The organism is Alteromonas sp. KUL106 (assembly GCF_009811415.1).
GTDB lineage: Bacteria > Pseudomonadota > Gammaproteobacteria > Enterobacterales > Alteromonadaceae > Alteromonas.
In genome coordinates, this window is sequence record NZ_BLIG01000047.1 from 47854 (window position 1) to 67577 (window position 19724).

Sequence of the window (19724 nt, forward strand, 5' to 3'; positions counted from 1 at the left end):
TATGATCAGCACATGTCATAGAGGATACTATGTCAGCACGTAAAAGAGGCCTTGGCCGCGGTTTAGATGCATTACTCGCAACCAGCCAATCATCTTCTCAAAGAGAACAGGATGCAGCCGAGGTCAGTTCAACAAATGGTGAGTTAAAAAAGCTCCCTATTGAATATTTAGTGCCGGGGAAATATCAGCCTCGTAAAGACATGTCACCAGAGGCTTTAGAAGAGTTAGCATCTTCAATCCGCGCCCAAGGTATTATTCAGCCTATCGTTGTGAGAAGAGTCGACGATCATCGTTATGAAATTATCGCGGGTGAGCGTCGCTGGCGAGCAGCACAACTCGCTCAGTTAGATGAAATACCATGTATCGTCAAAAATGTGCCGGATGAGGCCGCCGTTGCCATTGCACTTATTGAAAACATACAGCGTGAAGACTTAAACGCGATGGAAGAGGCACAAGCCCTTGATCGTCTAATGAACGAATTCGCGCTTACTCACCAAGAAGTGGCTGAAGCGGTGGGTAAATCACGTACCACAGTGACAAATTTGCTTCGCCTTAACAACTTGAATGACGACGTAAAGTTATTAGTTGAGCACGGTGATATTGAGATGGGGCATGCGCGTGCGCTATTAGCGCTAGAAGGTGAAACCCAATCTGAAACGGCACAAGTGGTTTCGGGCAAAGGTCTTACAGTTCGCGACACCGAAAAACTCGTTAAAAAGCTTTTAGAACCCGCTCAACCTAAGCCTGAGAAGAAAATTGATCCAGATGTGCAAAACCTTATGACCCGACTTTCAGAAAATTTGGGCACGCCCGTGAGCATTGACCATAATGCGAAAGGCAAAGGTAAACTGACGATTAGTTTTAGTGATCTTGAACAATTAGATGGAATTATATCTAAAATTCAATAATTTATAATTATAAAAAAGAGATAACTACCCTTGCCTACCCGCAATCGATACGCTGTCTGATACAAGCAACGGACACTCTCCTTTCCGGTTATAGCAATAGAATATTTTCAGAATAACTTTCAAAAAGCGATGTACTGTTGAAAATTGTCGGTAAAACAGTATACTTCTGACGCTTTTTGTAAGACGTGAACAAGCTGCGAGAAAAAGTGACGAACAAGTTAGCAAAACGCGGGTTAGACCTCGCCAAGAAAGGGCTACTTTTTCAGGCAATCACAGCCTTATTCATTGTCGTTTTAGCAAGCGCTGCTGGGGGAAGTCATTCCGCCATCTCGGTAGCGGCAGGTGCTTCGATAAGTATCTTGCCAAATATCGTGTTTGCTGTCTTCGCGTTTCGCTATGTAGGCGCAAGTAAAAACGAGCTTGTAGCACGGAGTTTTAGCCAAGGTTCAAAATTGAAGCTGGCACTGACAATCATTTTATTTGTAATTGCATTTAGAGGCTTAAACGCCGCGCCATTGGAAATTTTCATGGCATTTGTGATTACAACGGCGAGCCACGGGCTTGCCATGTTTCATTACGGTACGAAAGAATAAAGACAACCTGTGCGTTGCGATAACGAAAATGCCTTATTCGACCGACTGAAACACAAGAACCAGTCACCAAATTTTTACACTTTACAACTTGGGTTAAACAATGGCATCTGAATACACTACCTCAGAATACATCAAGCACCACTTGACCAATGCCACCATGTGCTCAACTGACAACGGAATCGCGTTCAACAAAGCGTGTTCTGAAGCTGGTTTTTGGGCATGGCATGTTGATACACTGGCATGGTCAATCGGTCTTGGTCTTCTTTTCTTAATTATTTTTAGAAGCGTTGCTTCAAAAGCAACAACAGGCGTACCTGGCAAAATGCAGGCGTTTGTTGAGCTTGTCGTTGAGTTTGTTGACGATAACGTGAAGAGCACGTTCCATGGTAAGAGTGCGCTTATTGCACCATTAGCACTGACTATCTTTGTATGGGTCTTGTTAATGAACCTTATGGACTTGGTGCCGGTTGATTTAATTCCATGGGTTTCTGGTCTGATTGGTCAGGCGGCTTTTGGTATGGATCCGCACGACGTTTACAACAAGGCAGTACCGACTACTGACCTTAACTTAACGTTTGCACTGGCTTCAGGCGTATTCATTCTAATTCTTTTCTATTCAATCAAAATGAAAGGCATTGGCGGTTTTGCGAAAGAGCTCACGATGCAGCCTTTCGGTCACCCTATCTTTATTCCGGTGAACTTCATTCTTGAGACGGTTACACTGCTTGCTCGCCCGCTTTCACTCGCATTGCGTTTGTTCGGTAACTTGTACGCCAGTGAGCTAATCTTCATTTTGATTGCTACAATTGGTTACTTCCAGCTTCCACTGCACTTTATGTGGGCTGTATTCCATATTCTTGTACTACCACTTCAGGCGTTTATATTCATGATGTTAACCATTGTGTACTTAAGCCTGGCGTGTGAAGAACACTAAGCATTAACGGGTGTCGGTCACCTGGAAAATCCGGCACCGTTTTTTACAGAGTTTGACTTTTAAACATTAACTTTAAATTTAACTTAAATCGGAGACGTAAATGTTATACATCGCTGTTGCACTACTGATTGGTCTTGGCGCCCTTGGTACCGCTATTGGTTTCGGTCTACTAGGTGGTAAATTCCTTGAATCTGCTGCTCGTCAACCAGAACTAGCACCTCAACTACAAGTTAAGATGTTCATCGTAGCGGGTCTTATCGACGCCATCGCGATGATCGGTGTTGGTATCGCTCTATACCTATTGTTCGCTGTTGGTGCCTAATATTACTAAACACTTTTTTAGCGAACTTTAAGAGGAGGGGCGATTGTGAATTTTAACGCCACTTTTATCGGTCAATTAATCGCCTTCGCTGTGTTCGTGGTGTTCTGCATGAAATATGTATGGCCTCCACTGATGGCAGCGATTGAAGAACGTCAGAAGAAAATCGCCGATGGGCTTGAAGCTTCTGAACGTGCAGAGAAAGACCTAGAGCTTGCTCAAGCGAAAGCTACTGAGCAATTGAAAGATGCGAAAGCGCAAGCAGCTGAAATTATCGAGCAGGCTAAAAAGCGTGCCAACCAATTGGTTGACGAAGAAACGCAAAAAGGCCATGCGGAACGCGAGAAAATTATCGCTTCTGGTTATGCCGAGATTGAAGCTGAACGCAATCGTGCCAAAGAAGATTTGCGTAAGCAGGTTGCTGCTCTTGCAGTGGCTGGCGCACAGCAAATCTTACAACGTGAAATCGATGCTAACGCACAAAACGACATTGTTGAAAAACTTGTCGCTGAGCTTTAAGAGGGAGATGAGCCATGTCTGAATTGACAACCGTTGCTCGTCCTTATGCTAAAGCTGCTTTCGATTTTGCAGTCGAGAAAGATGCCGTTGTTAAATGGCAAGAAATGCTCGCTTTCGCTAGCGCAGTTGCTGACAACGAAGATATGCATCAGTTATTGACTGGTGCGGTGTCAGCAGACACGCTAGCCGACATTTTTAACAATGTTTGTGGTGAGCAACTCGACGAACACGGCCAAAACCTAGTTAAGGTTTTGGCTGAGAATAAACGTTTAGCCGCGTTGCCTGAAATTTCTGCTTTGTTTGACGCATTTAAAGCTGACTATGACAAAGAAATAGAAGTGGACGTAACCTCAGCATCTACGCTGACCGATGCACAACTTAATGAGTTGATTGCATCTTTGGAAAAACGTTTGGCACGTAAAGTGAAGCTTAATTGTAACGTGGACCCTGCCCTGATCGCTGGAATGGTAATAAATGCCGGTGATACAGTTATTGATGGTTCCGTAAAGTCGAAATTGAACCGTCTAGCAGACGCGTTGCAAGCATAACGGGGATAAGAGCATGCAACTTAATTCCACTGAAATTGCTGAACTGATCAAGAAAAGAATTGAACAGTTCAATGTAAGCAGTGAAGCACGTAATGAAGGTACTATCGTCGCAGTAACTGACGGTATTATCCGCATTCATGGCCTTGCAGATGTAATGCAAGGTGAAATGATTGAGCTTCCTGGAAGCCGTTACGCAATTGCACTAAACCTTGAGCGAGACTCTGTAGGTGCAGTTGTAATGGGTCCTTATGCGGACCTGAAAGAAGGCGATAAAGTACAATCTACTGGCCGTATTCTTGAAGTACCAGTAGGTAATGCACTACTAGGTCGTGTTGTAAACACACTTGGTGAGCCTATCGATGGTAAAGGCGCAATCGACGCAGCGGGTTTCGAGCCTGTTGAAAAAATTGCACCTGGCGTAATCGAACGTCAATCGGTAGACCAGCCAGTACAAACTGGTTATAAGTCAGTTGATGCTATGATCCCAGTTGGTCGTGGTCAGCGTGAGCTTATCATCGGTGACCGTCAGTGTGGTAAAACAGCAATGGCTGTTGACGCTATCATCAACCAAAAAGGCACAGGCATTAAGTGTGTGTACGTAGCGGTTGGTCAGAAAGCGTCTACTATCGCTAACGTAGTACGTAAACTAGAAGAGCACGGTGCCCTAGACCACACTATCGTGGTTGCCGCATCTGCATCTGAGTCTGCAGCGCTTCAATACCTAGCGCCTTACTCTGGTTGTACTATGGGTGAATTCTTCCGCGACCGCGGTGAAGACGCGCTAATCGTATATGATGATTTGTCTAAGCAAGCTGTTGCTTACCGTCAAATCTCACTACTACTTAAGCGTCCACCAGGCCGTGAAGCATACCCAGGTGACGTATTCTACCTTCACTCACGTCTACTAGAACGTGCTGCACGTGTAAACGAGCAATACGTTGAGCGTTACACAAACGGCGAAGTGAAAGGTAAGACAGGTTCATTGACTGCGCTTCCAATTATCGAAACGCAAGCTGGTGACGTATCTGCATTCGTACCAACTAACGTAATCTCAATTACCGACGGTCAGATCTTCCTAGAAACTGACTTGTTTAACGCAGGTATCCGTCCAGCGGTTAACGCTGGTATCTCGGTATCTCGTGTTGGTGGTGCTGCACAGACTAAAATCATCAAGAAATTGGGTGGCGGTATCCGTCTAGCCCTAGCACAGTATCGTGAACTTGCGGCGTTCTCGCAGTTTGCATCTGACCTTGATGACGCAACTCGTGAGCAACTTGAGCACGGTGAGCGCGTAACTGAGCTAATGAAGCAGAAGCAGTACGCACCACTTTCAATTGCTGATATGGGTGTATCTCTGTTCGCGGTAGAAAAAGGTTTCCTTAAGGGTATCGAGCTTAACAAAATCCTAGATTTTGAATCTGCTCTTCATTCTTACATGAACAGCGAACACGCTGACCTTATGAAGACTATCAACGAATCAGGTAACTACAACGACGAGATTGCCTCTAAGTTGAACGACGCTTTAACAAACTTTAAAGCGACACAAACTTGGTAATCAATGGTGCTGGTGTTTAACCACCAGCGCAATACGTTGAGTAATCGGAGAGATAGTCATGGCCAGCGGTAAAGAAATAAAAGGTAAGATTGGGAGTATTAAAAATACTCAGAAGATTACCAGTGCGATGGAAATGGTTGCTGCGTCTAAAATGAAAAAGGCGCAGGAACGCATGGCTTCTGGCCGTCCATATGCACAAAATATGCTTAAAGTGATTGGTCACATTGCAAACGGTAACCTTGAATATCGCCATCCTTATTTGGAAGAGCGTGAAGTCAAGCGCGTCGGTTACATTGTGATTTCCACTGACCGAGGCTTATGTGGTGGCTTGAACACCAATGAATTTAAGCTCGTCACTCAAGACGTCAAAAAATGGCGTGAACAGGGTGTAGAAGTGGATTTCGCTGCATTAGGTTCTAAAGCGTGCAGTTTCTTCAACCGTTTTGGTGGCAAGTTGCTTGCTGCTGAATCTGGTTTAGGTGACAAGCCGTCGGTGAGCGATGTAGTGGGTGTTGTACGCGTTATGCTTAAAGCGTACGACGAAGGACAAATTGACCGAGTATTCTTGGTATTCAATGACTTCGTTAACACCATGACACAGAAACCTGTGATCAATCAGTTATTGCCTTTGCCAAAGTCAGAAGACGAAGAATATCAACATCGTTGGGACTACATCTACGAGCCAGATCCAAAAGAGATTTTGGAAGCACTAATGGTTCGCTACATTGAGTCTCAGGTGTATCAGGGTGTTGTAGAAAACGCGGCGTCAGAACAAGCTGCGCGAATGGTTGCCATGAAGGCAGCAACCGACAACGCCGGTAACCTCATTGATGAGTTACAACTGGTATATAACAAAGCGCGTCAGGCTGCAATCACACAAGAAATCAGTGAGATTGTGAGCGGTGCCGCAGCGGTGTAGGCAAAGGTTTAAAAGAGATAACGAGGACAAATTATGAGTCAAGGTAAGGTCGTCCAAATCATTGGCGCCGTTGTGGATATTGAATTTCCACAAGATGCGGTACCAAGAGTTTATGACGCACTACAAGTTACCGAAGGTGACTTGTCAGGTCTAACCCTGGAAGTGCAACAGCAATTAGGTGGCGGTGTTGTTCGTGGCATCGCACTAGGTACTACTGACGGACTAAAACGTGGTCTAGCAGTAGCAAATACCGGCAACCCAATCATGGTTCCAGTGGGTACGAAGACACTAGGTCGTATCATGGACGTATTGGGTAACCCAATCGACGAAGCAGGTCCAATTGGTGAAGAAGAGCGTATGTCTATTCACCGTGAAGCGCCTAGCTACGAAGAACAGTCTAGCTCGGTAGAACTACTAGAAACTGGTATCAAGGTAATCGACTTGGTTTGCCCATTCGCTAAGGGTGGTAAAGTTGGTCTATTCGGTGGTGCGGGTGTAGGTAAAACCGTAAACATGATGGAACTTATCCGTAACATCGCAATCGAGCACAGTGGTTTCTCAGTATTCGCTGGTGTTGGTGAGCGTACGCGTGAGGGTAACGACTTCTATCACGAAATGAACGATTCAAACGTACTTGATAAAGTATCGCTTGTATACGGTCAGATGAACGAGCCACCGGGTAACCGTCTGCGTGTTGCACTTACCGGTCTAACAATGGCTGAGAAGTTCCGTGACGAAGGCCGTGACGTTCTATTCTTCGTAGATAACATCTATCGTTATACCCTAGCAGGTACTGAAGTATCAGCACTTCTAGGTCGTATGCCATCTGCGGTAGGTTACCAGCCTACTCTAGCGGAAGAGATGGGTGTACTTCAGGAACGTATTACGTCAACGAAGACAGGTTCAATCACGTCAATCCAAGCGGTATACGTACCTGCGGATGACTTGACTGACCCATCGCCAGCGACAACCTTTGCTCACTTAGACGCAACGGTAGTACTTTCTCGTGATATCGCGTCTCTTGGTATCTACCCTGCGGTAGACCCACTAGATTCAACGTCTCGTCAGTTAGACCCACTAGTAATCGGTCAAGAGCACTACGACGTAGCACGTGGCGTACAGACTGTTCTTCAGCGCTATAAAGAGCTGAAAGATATCATCGCGATCTTAGGTATGGACGAACTATCTGAAGAAGACAAGCAAGTGGTATCACGTGCTCGTAAGATTCAGCGTTTCCTTTCTCAGCCGTTCTTCGTTGCAGAAGTATTTACTGGTGCGCCAGGCAAATACGTTGCACTTAAAGATACAATCAGTGGCTTTAAAGGCATTCTAGATGGTGAGTACGATCACCTTCCAGAGCAGGCCTTCTACATGGTTGGCTCTATTGACGAAGCGTTAGAGAAAGCCAAGAAAGCATAAGTGTTAGGCTAGCTTAGGCTGGCCAAGCATCATGCTCGCGTACCTAATCAGGAGGTTCACATGGCAATGACAGTACATTTGGACGTAGTAAGCGCAGAGAAAGCGATTTTCTCAGGACGCGTGGAAACGATTCAGGTGACAGGTAGCGAAGGTGAGTTGGGTATCCACCCAGGTCACGCGCCACTTATCTCTGCTATTAAACCTGGTATGGTGCGTTTGGTTAAACAGCACGGTGAAGAAGAAGTAATTTATGTTGCTGGTGGTGTACTAGAAGTACAGCCCGGCAACGTCACCGTACTTGCTGACACTGCAGTTCGAGCTGAAGATCTTGACGAGCAGGCGGCACAAGAAGCCAAACGACGTGCAGAAGAGCACATCGCCAATCCAGGCGCTGACTTTAATTATGCAGAAGCAGCCAATCAGCTTGCAGAAGCAATTGCACAACTTCGCCTTATTCAGAAGTTACGCAAGTAAAAAGCACAGCTTTGAAAAAACCCGCCAAATGGCGGGTTTTTTATTGCGGAACGAAAAGTAGACGTTCACATTCTCTTACGTTTATTTCTATTGCTATCACACCACACAAAGCTTATCGTTACTTTGCTGGCCCAGTGAAAATAAAACGTATTACGATTAAAAATTTCTCTCTATGTAAGCACTGAATAAAGTAAATGAAACTCAACCCCTACACCAATATGTACAAAGGTGCATCTATTGGCTTTTTTCCTCTTCTCACGACATTGATTTTACTATCAGTGCATTACTTCACTGGAGCTTTAGACTGGCCTGAAGCTGGAAATGTCCGGGCGCAGCGAGATTTCAATTCTGCAATTGGTATGTCGTTTATTACAGGATATTTTTGGTTTGCTCTGCGTCTTATGCATCAGAATGTAGCCAGCACGCTTATATCCTTGCTGGTGAAAACCAATCAATTAAGCCAATTCTCAGCTCATAGAAGAGAATTAGCCGCCGAATTTAAACTTCATTTATTCAATGCAATAATTATATCTATCATGATCACAGTCTTATATTGCATTTTTGAAGGGCTCATAACCGTTAAGCAGGAAATTCACGTTTTATTTCTTACTGCTACGGCAGTGCCTTTTTGGTTCTTAGCAATACTGTTTCTATTTCAAATATCTTCAAACATAAAATACCTTATAAACAATGTATTACCTCAAGCTAATGACCATATAGACCGACTCAAATCAATAATAATCGTTTTAAAGTTAGGTACGGCTAACAGTATATTTGCAATGGGCGCGCTCGCTATATTTCCCATATTCTGGCTGAAAAAAGATATTCCTTCTATCGATGTCATGGGCGTAACTTTTTTTACTGGCGTAGTGGCGTTTTATCTATTTTGGCCAGTCATTAAGCTCATAAATATGCTAGGAAAAGAGCAAAAAGCAGTGCTTATAGAGCTTGATAGAGAGATAGAGAAAGGCATCAAGCGCTGTGCCACGGGTCAGTTACCCGCTACGGCGGTTTCCATAGAAGACTTGGAAAGTGAAAAAGAACGTGTAAACAAAATGGGGTCGCGCATTTTTGCACCAAGAGACAAGGCAAGAGTCTTCGCTTGTATTGCGCTGGTTCCTTTTTCGTGGGTATTGCTCTTTATCGTAGAGTGGATAACGCGACTACCACACTATCGTTGATGTTGTACTTAAGACAAAGAAGCCTCAATAATGATTGTCACTAGCAGCCGGCATTGCTATGTTAAATGTACCTAAGCTGACAGGAATGACTTTGTGCGAATATACGGTGATACGCGTTCTGGGAACTGCTATAAGCTGCAGTTGCTTTTATCTTTATTAGGTAAGACCTGTGAGTGGGTTAACGTGGATATCATGAAAGGGGAAACAAGATCACCTTCCTTTCTCGAGAAAACGCCTAATGGCAAAATTCCCTTGCTTGAATTAGATGATGGCAGAGTGCTATCAGAGTCAAATGCAATTATGCATTACATTGCTTCAAATACCCCGTTTATACCCTCATCGCCTTATCAGTTTGCACAGCTATTACAATGGCAGTTCTTCGAGCAATATAGCCATGAGCCCTATATCGCTGTAGCGCGTTATATCAATGTCTACTTAGGGCTTCCTGATGATAAAAAAGCAGAGTATGCCTCTAAGCAAGCGGGCGGTTACCGCGCGCTCGCCGTAATGGAACATCAGCTTACTCTTACGCCGTTTTTGCTAGGTGATGTGATTAGTTTGGCGGATATTTCTTTATTCGCTTATACCCATGTTGCGCATGAGGGGGGATTCGACCTTGCTCCCTATCCTGCTATTCGCAATTGGATAGGTTTAATAAGGGAACAGAACGGCTTTATTCCTATGGAAGCTTAGTACGTTATCTATATGGATGCTCATGGCAACTTTCTTCGATGAGATAATGGGCTTTGCCAGTGCTTTTGAAGTGCGTTTTGAGCGTTGTACAGGGCGCTTACATCAGTCCTTTCTAGGCAGCTTATCGCATAAGCTGTCGCTTCAAGTGTCGAAAGCGCGTTATCAACGGAAGTATGGCGAATGAGGTAGTTTGAAGGTGGCGCAGCGCTAAAATGAAAAGCTGGCAAATTTTCTAGCCAAGGGTTTTTCTTGACGATACTAAACGCTTGCTTCCAGCTTCCATCTATCAGTAAAAGCGTTGAAATGTCACTTGCTCTATCGCTTGAAATACTTTCCAAAGCAATACTCTTTTCACTTGGATAAACAAGCGCGCAGTGCTTCTCAGTACACTGTATTGACAATGCCGTCATGGCGTTGTGGTCATTTGCAGGCACGACTCGAGCAGTGGGGATACACAGCGAGAGAAGCTTAACCGTATTTTTCGCGTGCTTAGCTTCTTTTTCATGCTGAATAACCGTTAGATTTAACGATACATCAACCCTATTAATATGGTCGCAAATGCAGGTATTTTGTGGATAGCCACAGCGAGCACAATAAAGGCGCATAATCAGACTTTTTAAACCTTTCGTTAATAATGATAGAGTACAGCGAATACAGTAAGTATTTAACTGCTAGAATAATATACATGATGGTCAATAGCGCAGTATTATTACGCGTAGAACATACCCTTTCTATAGTACCTAAAGGTTCTGTTATCAGTTATGGTCTATTAGCTGATTTATGCGGTCTTCCAGGTAGAGCCAGAATGATGGGAAAATGCCTGCAGGAAATTAAAGCGGACTGCAATTGGCATCGGGTACTCAGGTCCGATGGTAAAATCGCATTTCCTTATAATTCGGACCGTGGCAATGAGCAACGAGAACGTTTACTCTCAGAGGGTGTGGTGGTAGAAAATAATCGAGTAAATATGAAAACCTTCGCTTGGTCTCCAGATTTACACACTATATTGGTTGAGTTGAAGTACTAACATCTCTTTGGAAGCAAGAGTGATTAGATAAAGGTAAACTGCGTTTATAATGATAAAAAAAATTACTATTGATCAGTTAGTGCCCGGCATGTTTGTTCATCAAATACTTGAACAGAAAGGCGCATTGACTGTTAAAAGTCAAGGTAGAGTCACATCTGCAGACGTAGTCAATACACTCAAAAAACGCGGTGTAAAAACGTTGGCCATTGATACAGACAAAAGCTTTGACGTTGGGGAAGCATTTCCTTCTGCATCGTCTGAGAACACGCAAGATGAGCCTTCTAAAAACGTCTTATCGCCAACTAAAACCGTATCCTTAGAAAAAGAGCTTACCAGAGCATCTAAATTACATCAGCAAGGGAAAGACATTCAAAAACTCTTGCTTGAAAACGTTCAGAAAGAAACGCCCTTTGATACAAGCATACCTAAAGCTTTTTCAAATAAGCTGGTGGAGTCAATGGACAGAAACCCTGACGCTCTACTCTGTCTAACTAAAATTCGTGAAAAGGATGACTATCTCTTAGAGCATTCCCTCAATGTCGCTATTCTGCTGGCTAATTTTGGCAACTATTTAGGTATGTCAGAAGAGGAAGTGCAAGACCTGTCATACGCTGGCTTTCTCCATGATCTAGGTAAAATCAAAATTCCAGACGAAATTCTCCATAAACCAGGACGTCTTACTGAAGGCGAAATGGAGATAATGAAAGGGCATGTTAATCACGGTGTTGACTACCTGCAGAGTATGAATATTCCTGCTCCACTCGTTCGCACGATTAGTGAGCATCACGAGAGATTAGACGGTTTGGGCTATCCTGCTGGTAAACAAGGCGAGGCGATCAGTAAAGCTGGCCGAATGCTGGCGATTGCAGATATGTATGATGCGCTCACCGCTGATCGTGTATATAAGCCAGGTATGTCCAGCCAAAAGGCATTTTCAATTTTGATGAGTGACGCGCCTTCTCGTTTAGATAAAGCGTTAGTTCAGCAATTCATTATGTGCTTAGGTGTTTATCCTGTTGGCAGTCTGGTTTTGCTGTCAAATGAGCGGTTGGCGATGGTGCTAGAGCAAAAGGAGTCTCCGTTAACTCCTATAGTCAAAGTGTTTTATTCTGTACGCAATAGCCATTATTTAACCCCCAGAGATATAGACCTTTCTGTAGACAAAACCATAAGCATAATGAAAGCAGTTGTTGCCTCTGACTACAAAATTGACGTGAACGGATTCTTCGAACGCTCAGTTTCTGTAGGGTAGTACGTTGCTTTTAGGCAACAGTTTGTATGATTTACAAAGGTCGAGTTACTTTTATTGGCTTTACATTCTTCTTCTACTTTCTACTCCACCCTGTTCGTTTAGCCTGTGTTCAGGTTGAACGGTTTAAAATATTGTCCAAATACAGTGATTAATTCCTTCTTTTGTATTTGTTTTGCAAAGGAAAAAACGCATACCTATCTCGCCTGAGTTTATTCGTTTGAAACGATATATCACAGGGGGTATTAGGTGAGTGGAACATTTTTTGCTGACTAGTATGTTAAGACACTTTTGTATTAGCGCTTACTGACGATGTTATCGGATTCACAAAATCTGTCTTCAGTACGCTTTTTAATTAGAGAAGAGGACATTATGAAAAAGACTCTCGCTGTAAGTTTAATTGCTGCTTCATTAACGGTTGCAGGTTGTGCGACGGATCCTAACAATACGCAAAAAGGTGCGGCGATCGGTGCTGTTGTTGGTGCGTTACTGGGCAAAGCAACGGGTGATAATGATAAGAGCCGCTATGCTTGGGGTGCTGCGGTAGGCGCAATTGCTGGTGGCGCAATTGGTAACTATATGGATAAGCAAGAAGAAGAACTTAGAACTGAGCTTTCCGACACTGGTGTTCAGGTGGTCCGTGAAGGGGACAACCTACGCTTGATCATGCCCGGCGATATTACCTTTGCCACTGACAGTTCTAGCATCAGCCCTAACTTCAATCCGGTCCTTCAAGACGTTGCTAAGGTAGTTAATAATTACGAAAAAACCGTTTTAATGATTAAAGGCCACACTGACGATACAGGCTCAGAGCAATATAACCAGTCATTGTCTGAGCGTCGCGCAGGTGCTGTGAAGAACCTACTTATTAATTATTCGGTAAACCCAACTCGGATTACAACGGTCGGTATGGGTGAATATGCCCCGAAAGTACCTAACAATAGTGCGGCCAATCGTTCGATGAATCGTCGCGTTGAGATGGAAATTCAACCACTTACTCAGTCGAACACCTAAGTAAGTACTCACATTCATATTAGGCTCAAAGCCCCCCTAGTGGGGGCTTTAGTCATTGCAATGCTTTTATTTGCTCTGCTACTGCACCCGCAATTTGATTTGGAATGGGAATAGTTAAATGATACTGACTGATTAGCCAGATATCTCCTTCCTTGACCAACACACCGGTACCCCGGGTTTCGCCAAGTTTTTTATTATCAAGAAGTTCGTCAAACCACGCTACGTCTTTGTTTGGTGAAAAGTACACGTGCCTATCTCTCGGGTGATAGGTCCATCCGTTGCCTTTGTCAAAATGAGGTTTGGCATAAGCTTTAAATGCTTCTTTACTCCACACTTCTGACGCATCAGTACCAATAAAAACGGCATCTTCATGATAAAGCGAAAAATAACTATCGAACTGCGCCTTCGAGGCGCTATCGTGTAATGAATCAAGCACATCATTTACCGACTTTACGTCATTGTTGGCCATTGATGAGCACGACACCATTAAAAGCAGCGCTGCAAATATGTATCTCATTTTATCTCCTCATTCCCAGATTGTTCCCGTCACTATTGTGTTTAGATGTAATTTTACATTGAGCATGCCTAGTCAGAATATTTACTTTATCGACCAACACGTTGAGCCCCGTTATTTGCCCGCATCTGCCTTTATCACATAGATATGTTTCACATGAAACAGCGGTAGCGAAAGAATGAACTGTCGAAAACGTAAACTGATACCAGTTATAGCGGGCATGTCGTTAGATTAACGCACTTTTCATCGCTTATTGTCTGTATATCAACCTATATTTCGCTCGCCAGAAATTCATGCGTACGATATTAATTTGCGAACTCTAACGTTGATTCTCTTACAACGAGTGAAGGCTCAAAACTCGGCTGAATGTGGTGAGTCTGTCCATAAACTTTATTTAAAATGTACGTGGCAGCTATTGCTGCCATGTCTGCACGTGAGTGATGGACAGCCGTCAATTTTGGATGAAGATGATGTGCAATAAGCATGTCGTCGTAACCCACAATGGATAGGTCGTGCGGCAGACGCATTCCTAAGTCTCTTGCACAGCCTATTGCCCCCGACGCCATGCCATTACTTGCGCAGACCAGTGCCGAAAAAGGTAAGTCTCGTGCCATTAACTCAAGCAGCCCTCTCTCACCATCATTCTCGGAAGCATCTCCGTTGAATATGAGTTGTGGGTTGACCGTAAGTCCCGCTTCTAAAAGTGCACGTTTATGCCCTGTTAAACGTGAACCTGCCGCTGCTTTACTTACAGGGCCAGATAAATAAGCAATACTTTTATGGCCCAACTCAAGTAAATGTCGAGTGGCTAAATAACCTCCTTTCTCATTATTAAATGTGAAACACGCGTCGGGTATTTCTTCGATGTGCCGATCTAATAAAACGGTGGGCAAGGTGGTTTGATTCAAATTCACAAGGTATTCGTCAGATAAGGTCTCTGAATCTATAATTAACGCGTCGCAATTACGGCTAACAAGAAACTCTACAGCCTCTTTTTCTGCTTCTATACCTGGGTCACCCATTGCGATAACGACATGCTTATGTGCTTTTCGTAATGTACATTCTAATGCTTGTAGCGTTTCACTAAAAACTGAAGCGTTACGTTTTGGAATAAGCACACCTACACTGTCTGTTCGATTATTAGCTAAAGAGCGTGCTACAGCGTTTGGACGGTAGTTGAGTTCCTTAATGGCTTCCTCTACCCGTTCCTTCAATGCTTTGTTTACCGAGGCTTTACCATTCAAAACACGGGATACCGTAGAAAGTGAGACGCCTGCGCGCTCGGCAACTTGATAAATGGTAGGCACTTGATAAAACCTCGCTCTCAACTAATGCATAGTGTTACTCGTATTATGCCGCCATAAAGGCTTATTCGCTATGTAGAATCTGTACTATTAAGCTCAATGTTGCTGACGCAAGACTTATCAATTTGATTTTTCATGAGGGAAAAACAAAGCCCATTAAATCATAGCAATACGTGAGTCTTTGTAGGTTTCTGCCAGGCTTAGAAAGCGGTTTCTTAACTGAGTTAAAAATTCTCTTTTTTGAAGAAAGGGCTTTCTTTCAGGGTGTTCTCTATTCGGCTTCATAACAAAACCGCGTATCAGTTCTCTTCTATGTGATGTTGTAGGGTGGCGTTGCGTCTTCTGCAATGTGTGAACATCAGCAGTCACTCAAACCGCGACAGATATTGGCCAAATGATTTGGATAAGAAAAATAAAAGGCCCTGTATCTATAACTGAATAACAGGGCGCGAGGGATATTTAGAGGCGGGTAATGTTTAATCCAGCAAAGCTATTCTATGTTTTGGATCTGCTCTCGCATTTGCTCTATCAATACTTTTAGCTCCACCGCTGATTGTGTGATATCGGTACTGATTGATTTAGAGCCGAGAGTGTTCGATTCACGGTTGAATTCCTGCATCATAAAATCGAGACGGCGGCCCACTGCTCCACCTTTTTTAAGGATGTTGCGGGTTTCCTTAACGTGAGTGTTGAGGCGGTCTAGCTCTTCCGCTACATCAACCTTTTGTGCCAGCATGATCATTTCTTGTTCAAAACGTCCGGCATCAAGTTCTACTTTTGCTTCTTCAAAACGTGCCTGCACCTTCTCACGCTGCCACACCATAATTTCAGGCATCCTTGCAGCCACTTTTTCCGCTTCAGCTTCAATGGCGTCCAAACGCTGTACGATCATGCCTTTTAGTGCTTCACCTTCAGTGCCGCGAGCACTAATAAAGTCGTCTAATGCCTGGTCGAACGCCGACATTACATCACCTTGGATAGTGTCCATATCGGCTTCTTCTGCTGCAATTACCCCAGGCCAGCGCAAAACGTCTAGTGGATTAACACCAGTAGATTGGCCATGAGACTGCACCCAGTCTGCCGCGTGAAGCACTTGCTTCGCCAGCTCTTCATTTAAGCTAAGTTTCGTTACAGCCGCATCGTTCGCGGTAAAACGCAGCGCGCACTCTACTTTACCTCGCGCTAACTTTTTGCGAAAACGTTCGCGTAAGACAGGTTCAAGTGAACGAAACTGTTCGGGTAGACGAAAATAAGTTTCTAAAAAGCGTTGGTTAACGGAGCGTATTTCCCATACTGCAGAGCCCCAATCTTTTTTGGTTTCAACGCGAGCGAACGCTGTCATGCTGTAAATCATAAATATCCTTAAAATTTTTCTAAAAGCCTGCAAAAACAACCCGAACGTCGTGTTGTATACGTGAAAATCGAGGGCAGGTTTTCTTGTACTTTGTATATTAACCCACATTTACGATTTTCAATATGCAAACATGTAAAGTTCGTTTTTAACGCTTGGGGGTATTGCGTTATACTTAGGCGTAATTTTATAGCCCTGTTTTATTTTCAGGTTTTCACCGTGTTTTGACAGTTATCTTTCGACGCTGCGAAACCTGAATCGGGCTAACCCTTTAAGCATTTACGTTGTGGAGAACACTATGCGTCCAAGCGGCAGAACCGCCAGTCAAATTCGCCCTGTTACTATTACTCGCCAATACACTTGTCACGCAGAGGGCTCTGTACTTGTAGAGTTTGGTAACACCAAGGTGTTGTGTAACGCGACGGTTGAAGAAGGTGTGCCACGCTTTATGAAGGGCCAAGGGAAAGGCTGGATCACGGCTGAATACAGCATGCTTCCGCGCGCAACGCATACGCGCAGTGGTCGTGAAGCAGCGCGTGGTAAGCAAGGTGGTCGTACATTAGAAATTCAACGTCTTATTGCACGTTCATTACGTGCAGCGGTAGATTTAAAGTTACTTGGCGAGAATACGATCACGCTAGATTGTGACGTAATCCAGGCCGACGGCGGTACGCGAACCGCGTCAATTACGGGTGCGTGTGTTGCACTTGTTGATGCACTCACTTACATGCGAGCGAAAGGGATTATCAAAACTAACCCCCTTAAGCATATGATTGCAGCGCTTTCAGTTGGCATTTACGAAGGTATGCCTATTGCTGATCTTGAGTACACTGAAGACTCTGAAGCTGAAACAGACATGAACATCGTAATGACGGAAACAGGTAAACTGATTGAAGTTCAAGGTACGGCTGAAGGCGAGCCTTTCTCGTTTGAAGAGCTCGATGAAATGTTGAAGATTGGTAAGCATGGCTTGCGTGAATTGTTCGATATACAAAAAGCGGCACTTGCGTAGACATTCAGTTAGAGCGCAGATAAGTAGTCAGCGCGAAAACCATCAATTAAGAGGTCATCATGAAAGCGTTTCAGCGTGATTTTATTGAGTTTGCCATAGACCGTGGCGTACTTAAATTTGGCGAATTTACCTTAAAATCAGGGCGTGTTAGCCCGTATTTTTTTAATGCAGGCTTATTTAATCGCGGCGGTGATTTAGCCAAGCTTGGGCGTTTTTACGCTGACGCGCTCATAGATGCAGGCGTTGAATTCGATGTACTTTTTGGCCCTGCCTATAAAGGAATTCCTATTGCTACGACTACCGCTGTAGCATTAGCTGACAGCCATAACCTCGACGTCCCATACTGCTTCAATCGCAAAGAAGCGAAGACGCACGGCGAAGGCGGCAGTTTGGTAGGTAGCCCGCTCGAAGGCAAGGTAATGCTGGTGGATGACGTCATTACCGCGGGCACGGCAATTCGTGAATCGATGACGCTTATTGAGCAGCAGCAGGCCAGCTTGTCTGGTGTGCTGATAGCCCTAGACAGGCAAGAGCGTGGTAAAGGTGAATTATCTGCGATACAAGAAGTAGAAAGGGATTTTAACACGCAGGTCATTTCTATTGTTTCACTGGCTGATGTGGTGGCTTTTCTCACCGAGAAAGGGGGCCATGAAAGCGACATCGACGCCATAAATAATTATCGCAAAAACTATGGCATCTGATTTCGAAAGCGTATTTGAGGCGGCCAACCAGCATTTAGATGCATTGGGACTTCGTTGCCCAGAGCCCGTCATGATGGTCCGCTTAAACATCCGCAAGCTGGCGGACGGTGAGACGCTGTCTGTTACTGCAGATGATCCATCTACGGCAAGAGATATTCCCAGCTTTTGTCGCTTTATGGAGCATAGTTTGGTAGCGTCTCAAACCGAAACGATGCCTTACCAATACGTCATTAGGAAAGGGCGCAGTTAATGCGCCCTTTTACATCGCAAAGATAGACAGTGGGTGCGTTTACTTCACCTTTCGATATCTCGCTTCTCGTGCGCAGTAAAGCCCGGCAAGAATAAATCCCGCTCCAACGGCAGCAATGAGATAAAGTCACAAGGGGTGCTGCATCAACGTGTTTAGCGCTTTTTGTAGCCCACCCTCCTCTGACGGGTTACTGAGTAATGCAGCTAGGATAAAAAAGCTTCCTATTAAGGAGTAAACCACTCCTGTTAAGGTATAACCCACTCTTCCCGTTACCGTGACACAGTTTTTGCGCTAAAGCCCGCTTTCGCGGTCACTTTCTTCCATTTAGATGATGTTATCATCGACCCCTCACTCATCACTCGTAGGCAAAATTAATAAATTTCATACACGTTATGTATGAATTAGGGCGTATTGATCTTCACCCTTTAACTTTCTGGACTATTCGCCGCAGCTTGGAGCAAGAGCTGTTGTAAAACCCGTTTACTTCGAGCGCAAGTGCAGTGAATATCTGTCATATGTAACACTTCTCCGCTTAACATTTTCTGCAACACCGAAGCTTTGACGTTGAGCGAAACAAAGCCTTCGTCAACAGACGATTGTTTTGGCACCATTATTGTTCCCCTTTTCACTTATTGTTTAATGCAGCGTCTTAGACGCAGAGTGAGCTGCATGTTTAGGTAAATCAAAATGCTCAAGTGCTTGCTGAGTAATAGAAATAACGCTGCATACATAGGGGCGAGTGGCATGAAGGGGGAGTATCGCCATGAGTTGCTGCTGGCACTCCTGTAATACGGTATGCGCTTCATGCTTTCTTCGTGCTTCGGTCAGAATAGAAGACAGATACATTCCCATAGAGCCAAACGCGAGTATATCTTCTCTAACCACTCCCTCTTGATCAGCGGATAAAGGTTGTAGTGTGCAAAGAACGATTTTGGCGGCTTCAAAGGTTTGGTAGCTAAGTTCTCGCGCGAGATCTAACCTGCCATCTTGACGCGCCTTTTGGGCCTGCGCTTGCATTGTCAGGCGATGTATACGTGCATCCGAAGGATTTAACTGTAGCCATTTTTTGTAAACTGGACATAAACGTTGACCATTCATATAAGCACCTCCTGTTTTTTAATACATTAGTGCAAATAAGAATCATTATCAAATAAGAAGTTTAAAAATATTCTCGACTCACTGCTATCTCAGTAAACGAATAAGCCAAGCGTCATGCATGGTTAATCGGATAAGCGGGTAA

General features: G+C 44.2%; 24 protein-coding genes. 18 read left to right on the forward strand and 6 right to left on the reverse strand.

The genetic code is table 11. The annotated features are described in order from the left end of the window. Positions 1 to 29 precede the first annotated feature (29 nt). From GVO63_RS16190 to GVO63_RS16245, 12 genes are all read left to right on the forward strand, one after another. A complete protein-coding gene (locus tag GVO63_RS16190) occupies positions 30 to 908 on the forward strand; it encodes a ParB/RepB/Spo0J family partition protein (protein ID WP_159491848.1) in 879 nt (292 codons plus the stop codon). A gap of 206 nt (positions 909 to 1114) precedes the next feature. Beyond that, entirely contained in the window at positions 1115 to 1501 is a 387-nt protein-coding gene (locus GVO63_RS16195; RefSeq protein WP_159491846.1) for an ATP synthase subunit I, read from the forward strand. Between the two features lie 100 nt (positions 1502 to 1601). Continuing rightward, entirely contained in the window at positions 1602 to 2435 is an 834-nt protein-coding gene (gene atpB, locus GVO63_RS16200) for a F0F1 ATP synthase subunit A (RefSeq protein ID WP_159491844.1), read from the forward strand. Positions 2436 to 2535: 100 nt separating this feature from the next. Further along, positions 2536 to 2757, forward strand: coding sequence for a F0F1 ATP synthase subunit C (gene atpE / locus GVO63_RS16205; protein ID WP_012520222.1), 222 nt, complete (start codon positions 2536 to 2538; stop codon positions 2755 to 2757). A 45-nt stretch (positions 2758 to 2802) separates the two neighbouring features. Continuing rightward, positions 2803 to 3273: a F0F1 ATP synthase subunit B gene (gene atpF, locus GVO63_RS16210; RefSeq protein ID WP_159491842.1), complete on the forward strand. Its 471-nt coding sequence runs from the start codon at positions 2803 to 2805 to the stop codon at positions 3271 to 3273. A gap of 14 nt (positions 3274 to 3287) precedes the next feature. Beyond that, the gene (atpH, locus tag GVO63_RS16215; protein ID WP_159581288.1) at positions 3288 to 3821 is read left to right on the forward strand and encodes a F0F1 ATP synthase subunit delta; all 534 of its coding nucleotides are present in this window, start codon (positions 3288 to 3290) and stop codon (positions 3819 to 3821) included. Between the two features lie 13 nt (positions 3822 to 3834). After that, complete coding sequence (gene atpA, locus GVO63_RS16220; RefSeq protein ID WP_159491838.1) at positions 3835 to 5376, forward strand: F0F1 ATP synthase subunit alpha; 1542 nt, start codon at positions 3835 to 3837, stop codon at positions 5374 to 5376. A gap of 58 nt (positions 5377 to 5434) precedes the next feature. Further along, entirely contained in the window at positions 5435 to 6295 is an 861-nt protein-coding gene (gene atpG, locus GVO63_RS16225; protein ID WP_012520217.1) for a F0F1 ATP synthase subunit gamma, read from the forward strand. 33 nt (positions 6296 to 6328) lie between these two features. Then, complete coding sequence (atpD, locus tag GVO63_RS16230) at positions 6329 to 7714, forward strand: F0F1 ATP synthase subunit beta (RefSeq protein ID WP_159581290.1); 1386 nt, start codon at positions 6329 to 6331, stop codon at positions 7712 to 7714. A 60-nt stretch (positions 7715 to 7774) separates the two neighbouring features. Continuing rightward, positions 7775 to 8188 (forward strand): F0F1 ATP synthase subunit epsilon, encoded by a 414-nt coding sequence (locus GVO63_RS16235; RefSeq protein WP_159491834.1) that lies wholly within the window; start codon positions 7775 to 7777, stop codon positions 8186 to 8188. Between the two features lie 194 nt (positions 8189 to 8382). Further along, entirely contained in the window at positions 8383 to 9369 is a 987-nt protein-coding gene (locus GVO63_RS16240) for a hypothetical protein (protein ID WP_159581292.1), read from the forward strand. Positions 9370 to 9462: 93 nt separating this feature from the next. Continuing rightward, complete coding sequence (locus GVO63_RS16245; protein WP_159581294.1) at positions 9463 to 10062, forward strand: glutathione S-transferase family protein; 600 nt, start codon at positions 9463 to 9465, stop codon at positions 10060 to 10062. A 20-nt stretch (positions 10063 to 10082) separates the two neighbouring features. Here the strand turns inward: GVO63_RS16245 and GVO63_RS16250 are convergent, their stop codons facing one another. Further along, a complete protein-coding gene (locus tag GVO63_RS16250) occupies positions 10083 to 10667 on the reverse strand; it encodes a tRNA-uridine aminocarboxypropyltransferase (protein ID WP_159491828.1) in 585 nt (194 codons plus the stop codon). 83 nt (positions 10668 to 10750) lie between these two features. Here GVO63_RS16250 and GVO63_RS16255 point away from each other — a divergent pair, with 83 nt between their 5' ends. The 3 genes from GVO63_RS16255 (at position 10751) to GVO63_RS16265 (ending at position 13352) form a co-directional block, all read left to right on the forward strand. Next, positions 10751 to 11089, forward strand: coding sequence for an MGMT family protein (locus GVO63_RS16255; protein WP_159491901.1), 339 nt, complete (start codon positions 10751 to 10753; stop codon positions 11087 to 11089). A 49-nt stretch (positions 11090 to 11138) separates the two neighbouring features. Further along, positions 11139 to 12341 (forward strand): HD-GYP domain-containing protein, encoded by a 1203-nt coding sequence (locus tag GVO63_RS16260; protein ID WP_159581296.1) that lies wholly within the window; start codon positions 11139 to 11141, stop codon positions 12339 to 12341. 369 nt (positions 12342 to 12710) lie between these two features. After that, on the forward strand, positions 12711 to 13352 hold the full coding sequence (locus GVO63_RS16265) for an OmpA family protein (protein ID WP_039221278.1): 642 nt from the start codon (positions 12711 to 12713) through the stop codon (positions 13350 to 13352). 52 nt (positions 13353 to 13404) lie between these two features. Here the strand turns inward: GVO63_RS16265 and GVO63_RS16270 are convergent, their stop codons facing one another. The 3 genes from GVO63_RS16270 to GVO63_RS16280 all read right to left on the reverse strand — a co-directional run bounded on the left by GVO63_RS16270 (position 13405) and on the right by GVO63_RS16280 (position 16524). After that, a complete protein-coding gene (locus GVO63_RS16270) occupies positions 13405 to 13869 on the reverse strand; it encodes a nuclear transport factor 2 family protein (RefSeq protein ID WP_159581298.1) in 465 nt (154 codons plus the stop codon). Between the two features lie 302 nt (positions 13870 to 14171). Next, positions 14172 to 15173, reverse strand: a complete 1002-nt coding sequence (locus tag GVO63_RS16275; RefSeq protein WP_159491820.1) for a LacI family DNA-binding transcriptional regulator — start codon at positions 15171 to 15173, stop codon at positions 14172 to 14174. A 487-nt stretch (positions 15174 to 15660) separates the two neighbouring features. Next, a complete protein-coding gene (locus tag GVO63_RS16280; protein WP_159491818.1) occupies positions 15661 to 16524 on the reverse strand; it encodes a YicC/YloC family endoribonuclease in 864 nt (287 codons plus the stop codon). A 295-nt stretch (positions 16525 to 16819) separates the two neighbouring features. Between GVO63_RS16280 and rph the strand changes: the two genes are divergently transcribed. Genes rph through tusA form a run of 3 tightly spaced genes read left to right on the forward strand, consistent with a single transcriptional unit; the run spans position 16820 to position 18484 of the window. Beyond that, positions 16820 to 17533 (forward strand): ribonuclease PH, encoded by a 714-nt coding sequence (gene rph, locus GVO63_RS16285; protein ID WP_071817690.1) that lies wholly within the window; start codon positions 16820 to 16822, stop codon positions 17531 to 17533. A gap of 59 nt (positions 17534 to 17592) precedes the next feature. Continuing rightward, on the forward strand, positions 17593 to 18234 hold the full coding sequence (gene pyrE, locus GVO63_RS16290; protein WP_159491816.1) for an orotate phosphoribosyltransferase: 642 nt from the start codon (positions 17593 to 17595) through the stop codon (positions 18232 to 18234). Next, positions 18224 to 18484: a sulfurtransferase TusA gene (gene tusA, locus GVO63_RS16295; protein ID WP_159491814.1), complete on the forward strand. Its 261-nt coding sequence runs from the start codon at positions 18224 to 18226 to the stop codon at positions 18482 to 18484. Before pyrE ends, tusA begins: the two co-directional genes overlap by 11 nt. Positions 18485 to 18610: 126 nt before the next feature. Here tusA and GVO63_RS19635 read toward each other — a convergent pair whose 3' ends face one another. Together GVO63_RS19635 and GVO63_RS16305 are read right to left on the reverse strand one after the other, a co-directional pair. Then, positions 18611 to 18745 carry a DUF1206 domain-containing protein gene (locus tag GVO63_RS19635; protein ID WP_268891655.1) on the reverse strand — a complete coding sequence of 45 codons (135 nt, stop codon included), beginning with the start codon at positions 18743 to 18745 and terminating at the stop codon, positions 18611 to 18613. A gap of 375 nt (positions 18746 to 19120) precedes the next feature. Continuing rightward, positions 19121 to 19582, reverse strand: coding sequence for a hypothetical protein (locus GVO63_RS16305; RefSeq protein WP_159491808.1), 462 nt, complete (start codon positions 19580 to 19582; stop codon positions 19121 to 19123). Positions 19583 to 19724: the final 142 nt, after the last annotated feature.

What these genes read in the sequence shown, in the direction of transcription:
- GVO63_RS16265 (WP_039221278.1), top strand. Translation starts at nt 12,711, where the DNA reads ATGAAAAAGACTCTCGCTGTAAGTTTAATTGCTGCTTCATTAACGGTT.
- rph (WP_071817690.1), top strand. Translation starts at nt 16,820, where the DNA reads ATGCGTCCAAGCGGCAGAACCGCCAGTCAAATTCGCCCTGTTACTATT.
- tusA (WP_159491814.1), top strand. Translation starts at nt 18,224, where the DNA reads ATGGCATCTGATTTCGAAAGCGTATTTGAGGCGGCCAACCAGCATTTA.
- atpD (WP_159581290.1), top strand. Translation starts at nt 6,329, where the DNA reads ATGAGTCAAGGTAAGGTCGTCCAAATCATTGGCGCCGTTGTGGATATT.
- GVO63_RS16270 (WP_159581298.1), bottom strand. Translation starts at nt 13,869, where the DNA reads ATGAGATACATATTTGCAGCGCTGCTTTTAATGGTGTCGTGCTCATCA.
- GVO63_RS16250 (WP_159491828.1), bottom strand. Translation starts at nt 10,667, where the DNA reads ATGCGCCTTTATTGTGCTCGCTGTGGCTATCCACAAAATACCTGCATT.
- GVO63_RS16235 (WP_159491834.1), top strand. Translation starts at nt 7,775, where the DNA reads ATGGCAATGACAGTACATTTGGACGTAGTAAGCGCAGAGAAAGCGATT.
- atpA (WP_159491838.1), top strand. Translation starts at nt 3,835, where the DNA reads ATGCAACTTAATTCCACTGAAATTGCTGAACTGATCAAGAAAAGAATT.
- atpG (WP_012520217.1), top strand. Translation starts at nt 5,435, where the DNA reads ATGGCCAGCGGTAAAGAAATAAAAGGTAAGATTGGGAGTATTAAAAAT.
- GVO63_RS16280 (WP_159491818.1), bottom strand. Translation starts at nt 16,524, where the DNA reads ATGATTTACAGCATGACAGCGTTCGCTCGCGTTGAAACCAAAAAAGAT.
- GVO63_RS16190 (WP_159491848.1), top strand. Translation starts at nt 30, where the DNA reads ATGTCAGCACGTAAAAGAGGCCTTGGCCGCGGTTTAGATGCATTACTC.
- GVO63_RS16255 (WP_159491901.1), top strand. Translation starts at nt 10,751, where the DNA reads ATGGTCAATAGCGCAGTATTATTACGCGTAGAACATACCCTTTCTATA.
- atpE (WP_012520222.1), top strand. Translation starts at nt 2,536, where the DNA reads ATGTTATACATCGCTGTTGCACTACTGATTGGTCTTGGCGCCCTTGGT.
- atpH (WP_159581288.1), top strand. Translation starts at nt 3,288, where the DNA reads ATGTCTGAATTGACAACCGTTGCTCGTCCTTATGCTAAAGCTGCTTTC.
- GVO63_RS16260 (WP_159581296.1), top strand. Translation starts at nt 11,139, where the DNA reads ATGATAAAAAAAATTACTATTGATCAGTTAGTGCCCGGCATGTTTGTT.
- GVO63_RS16305 (WP_159491808.1), bottom strand. Translation starts at nt 19,582, where the DNA reads ATGAATGGTCAACGTTTATGTCCAGTTTACAAAAAATGGCTACAGTTA.
- atpB (WP_159491844.1), top strand. Translation starts at nt 1,602, where the DNA reads ATGGCATCTGAATACACTACCTCAGAATACATCAAGCACCACTTGACC.
- pyrE (WP_159491816.1), top strand. Translation starts at nt 17,593, where the DNA reads ATGAAAGCGTTTCAGCGTGATTTTATTGAGTTTGCCATAGACCGTGGC.
- GVO63_RS16240 (WP_159581292.1), top strand. Translation starts at nt 8,383, where the DNA reads ATGAAACTCAACCCCTACACCAATATGTACAAAGGTGCATCTATTGGC.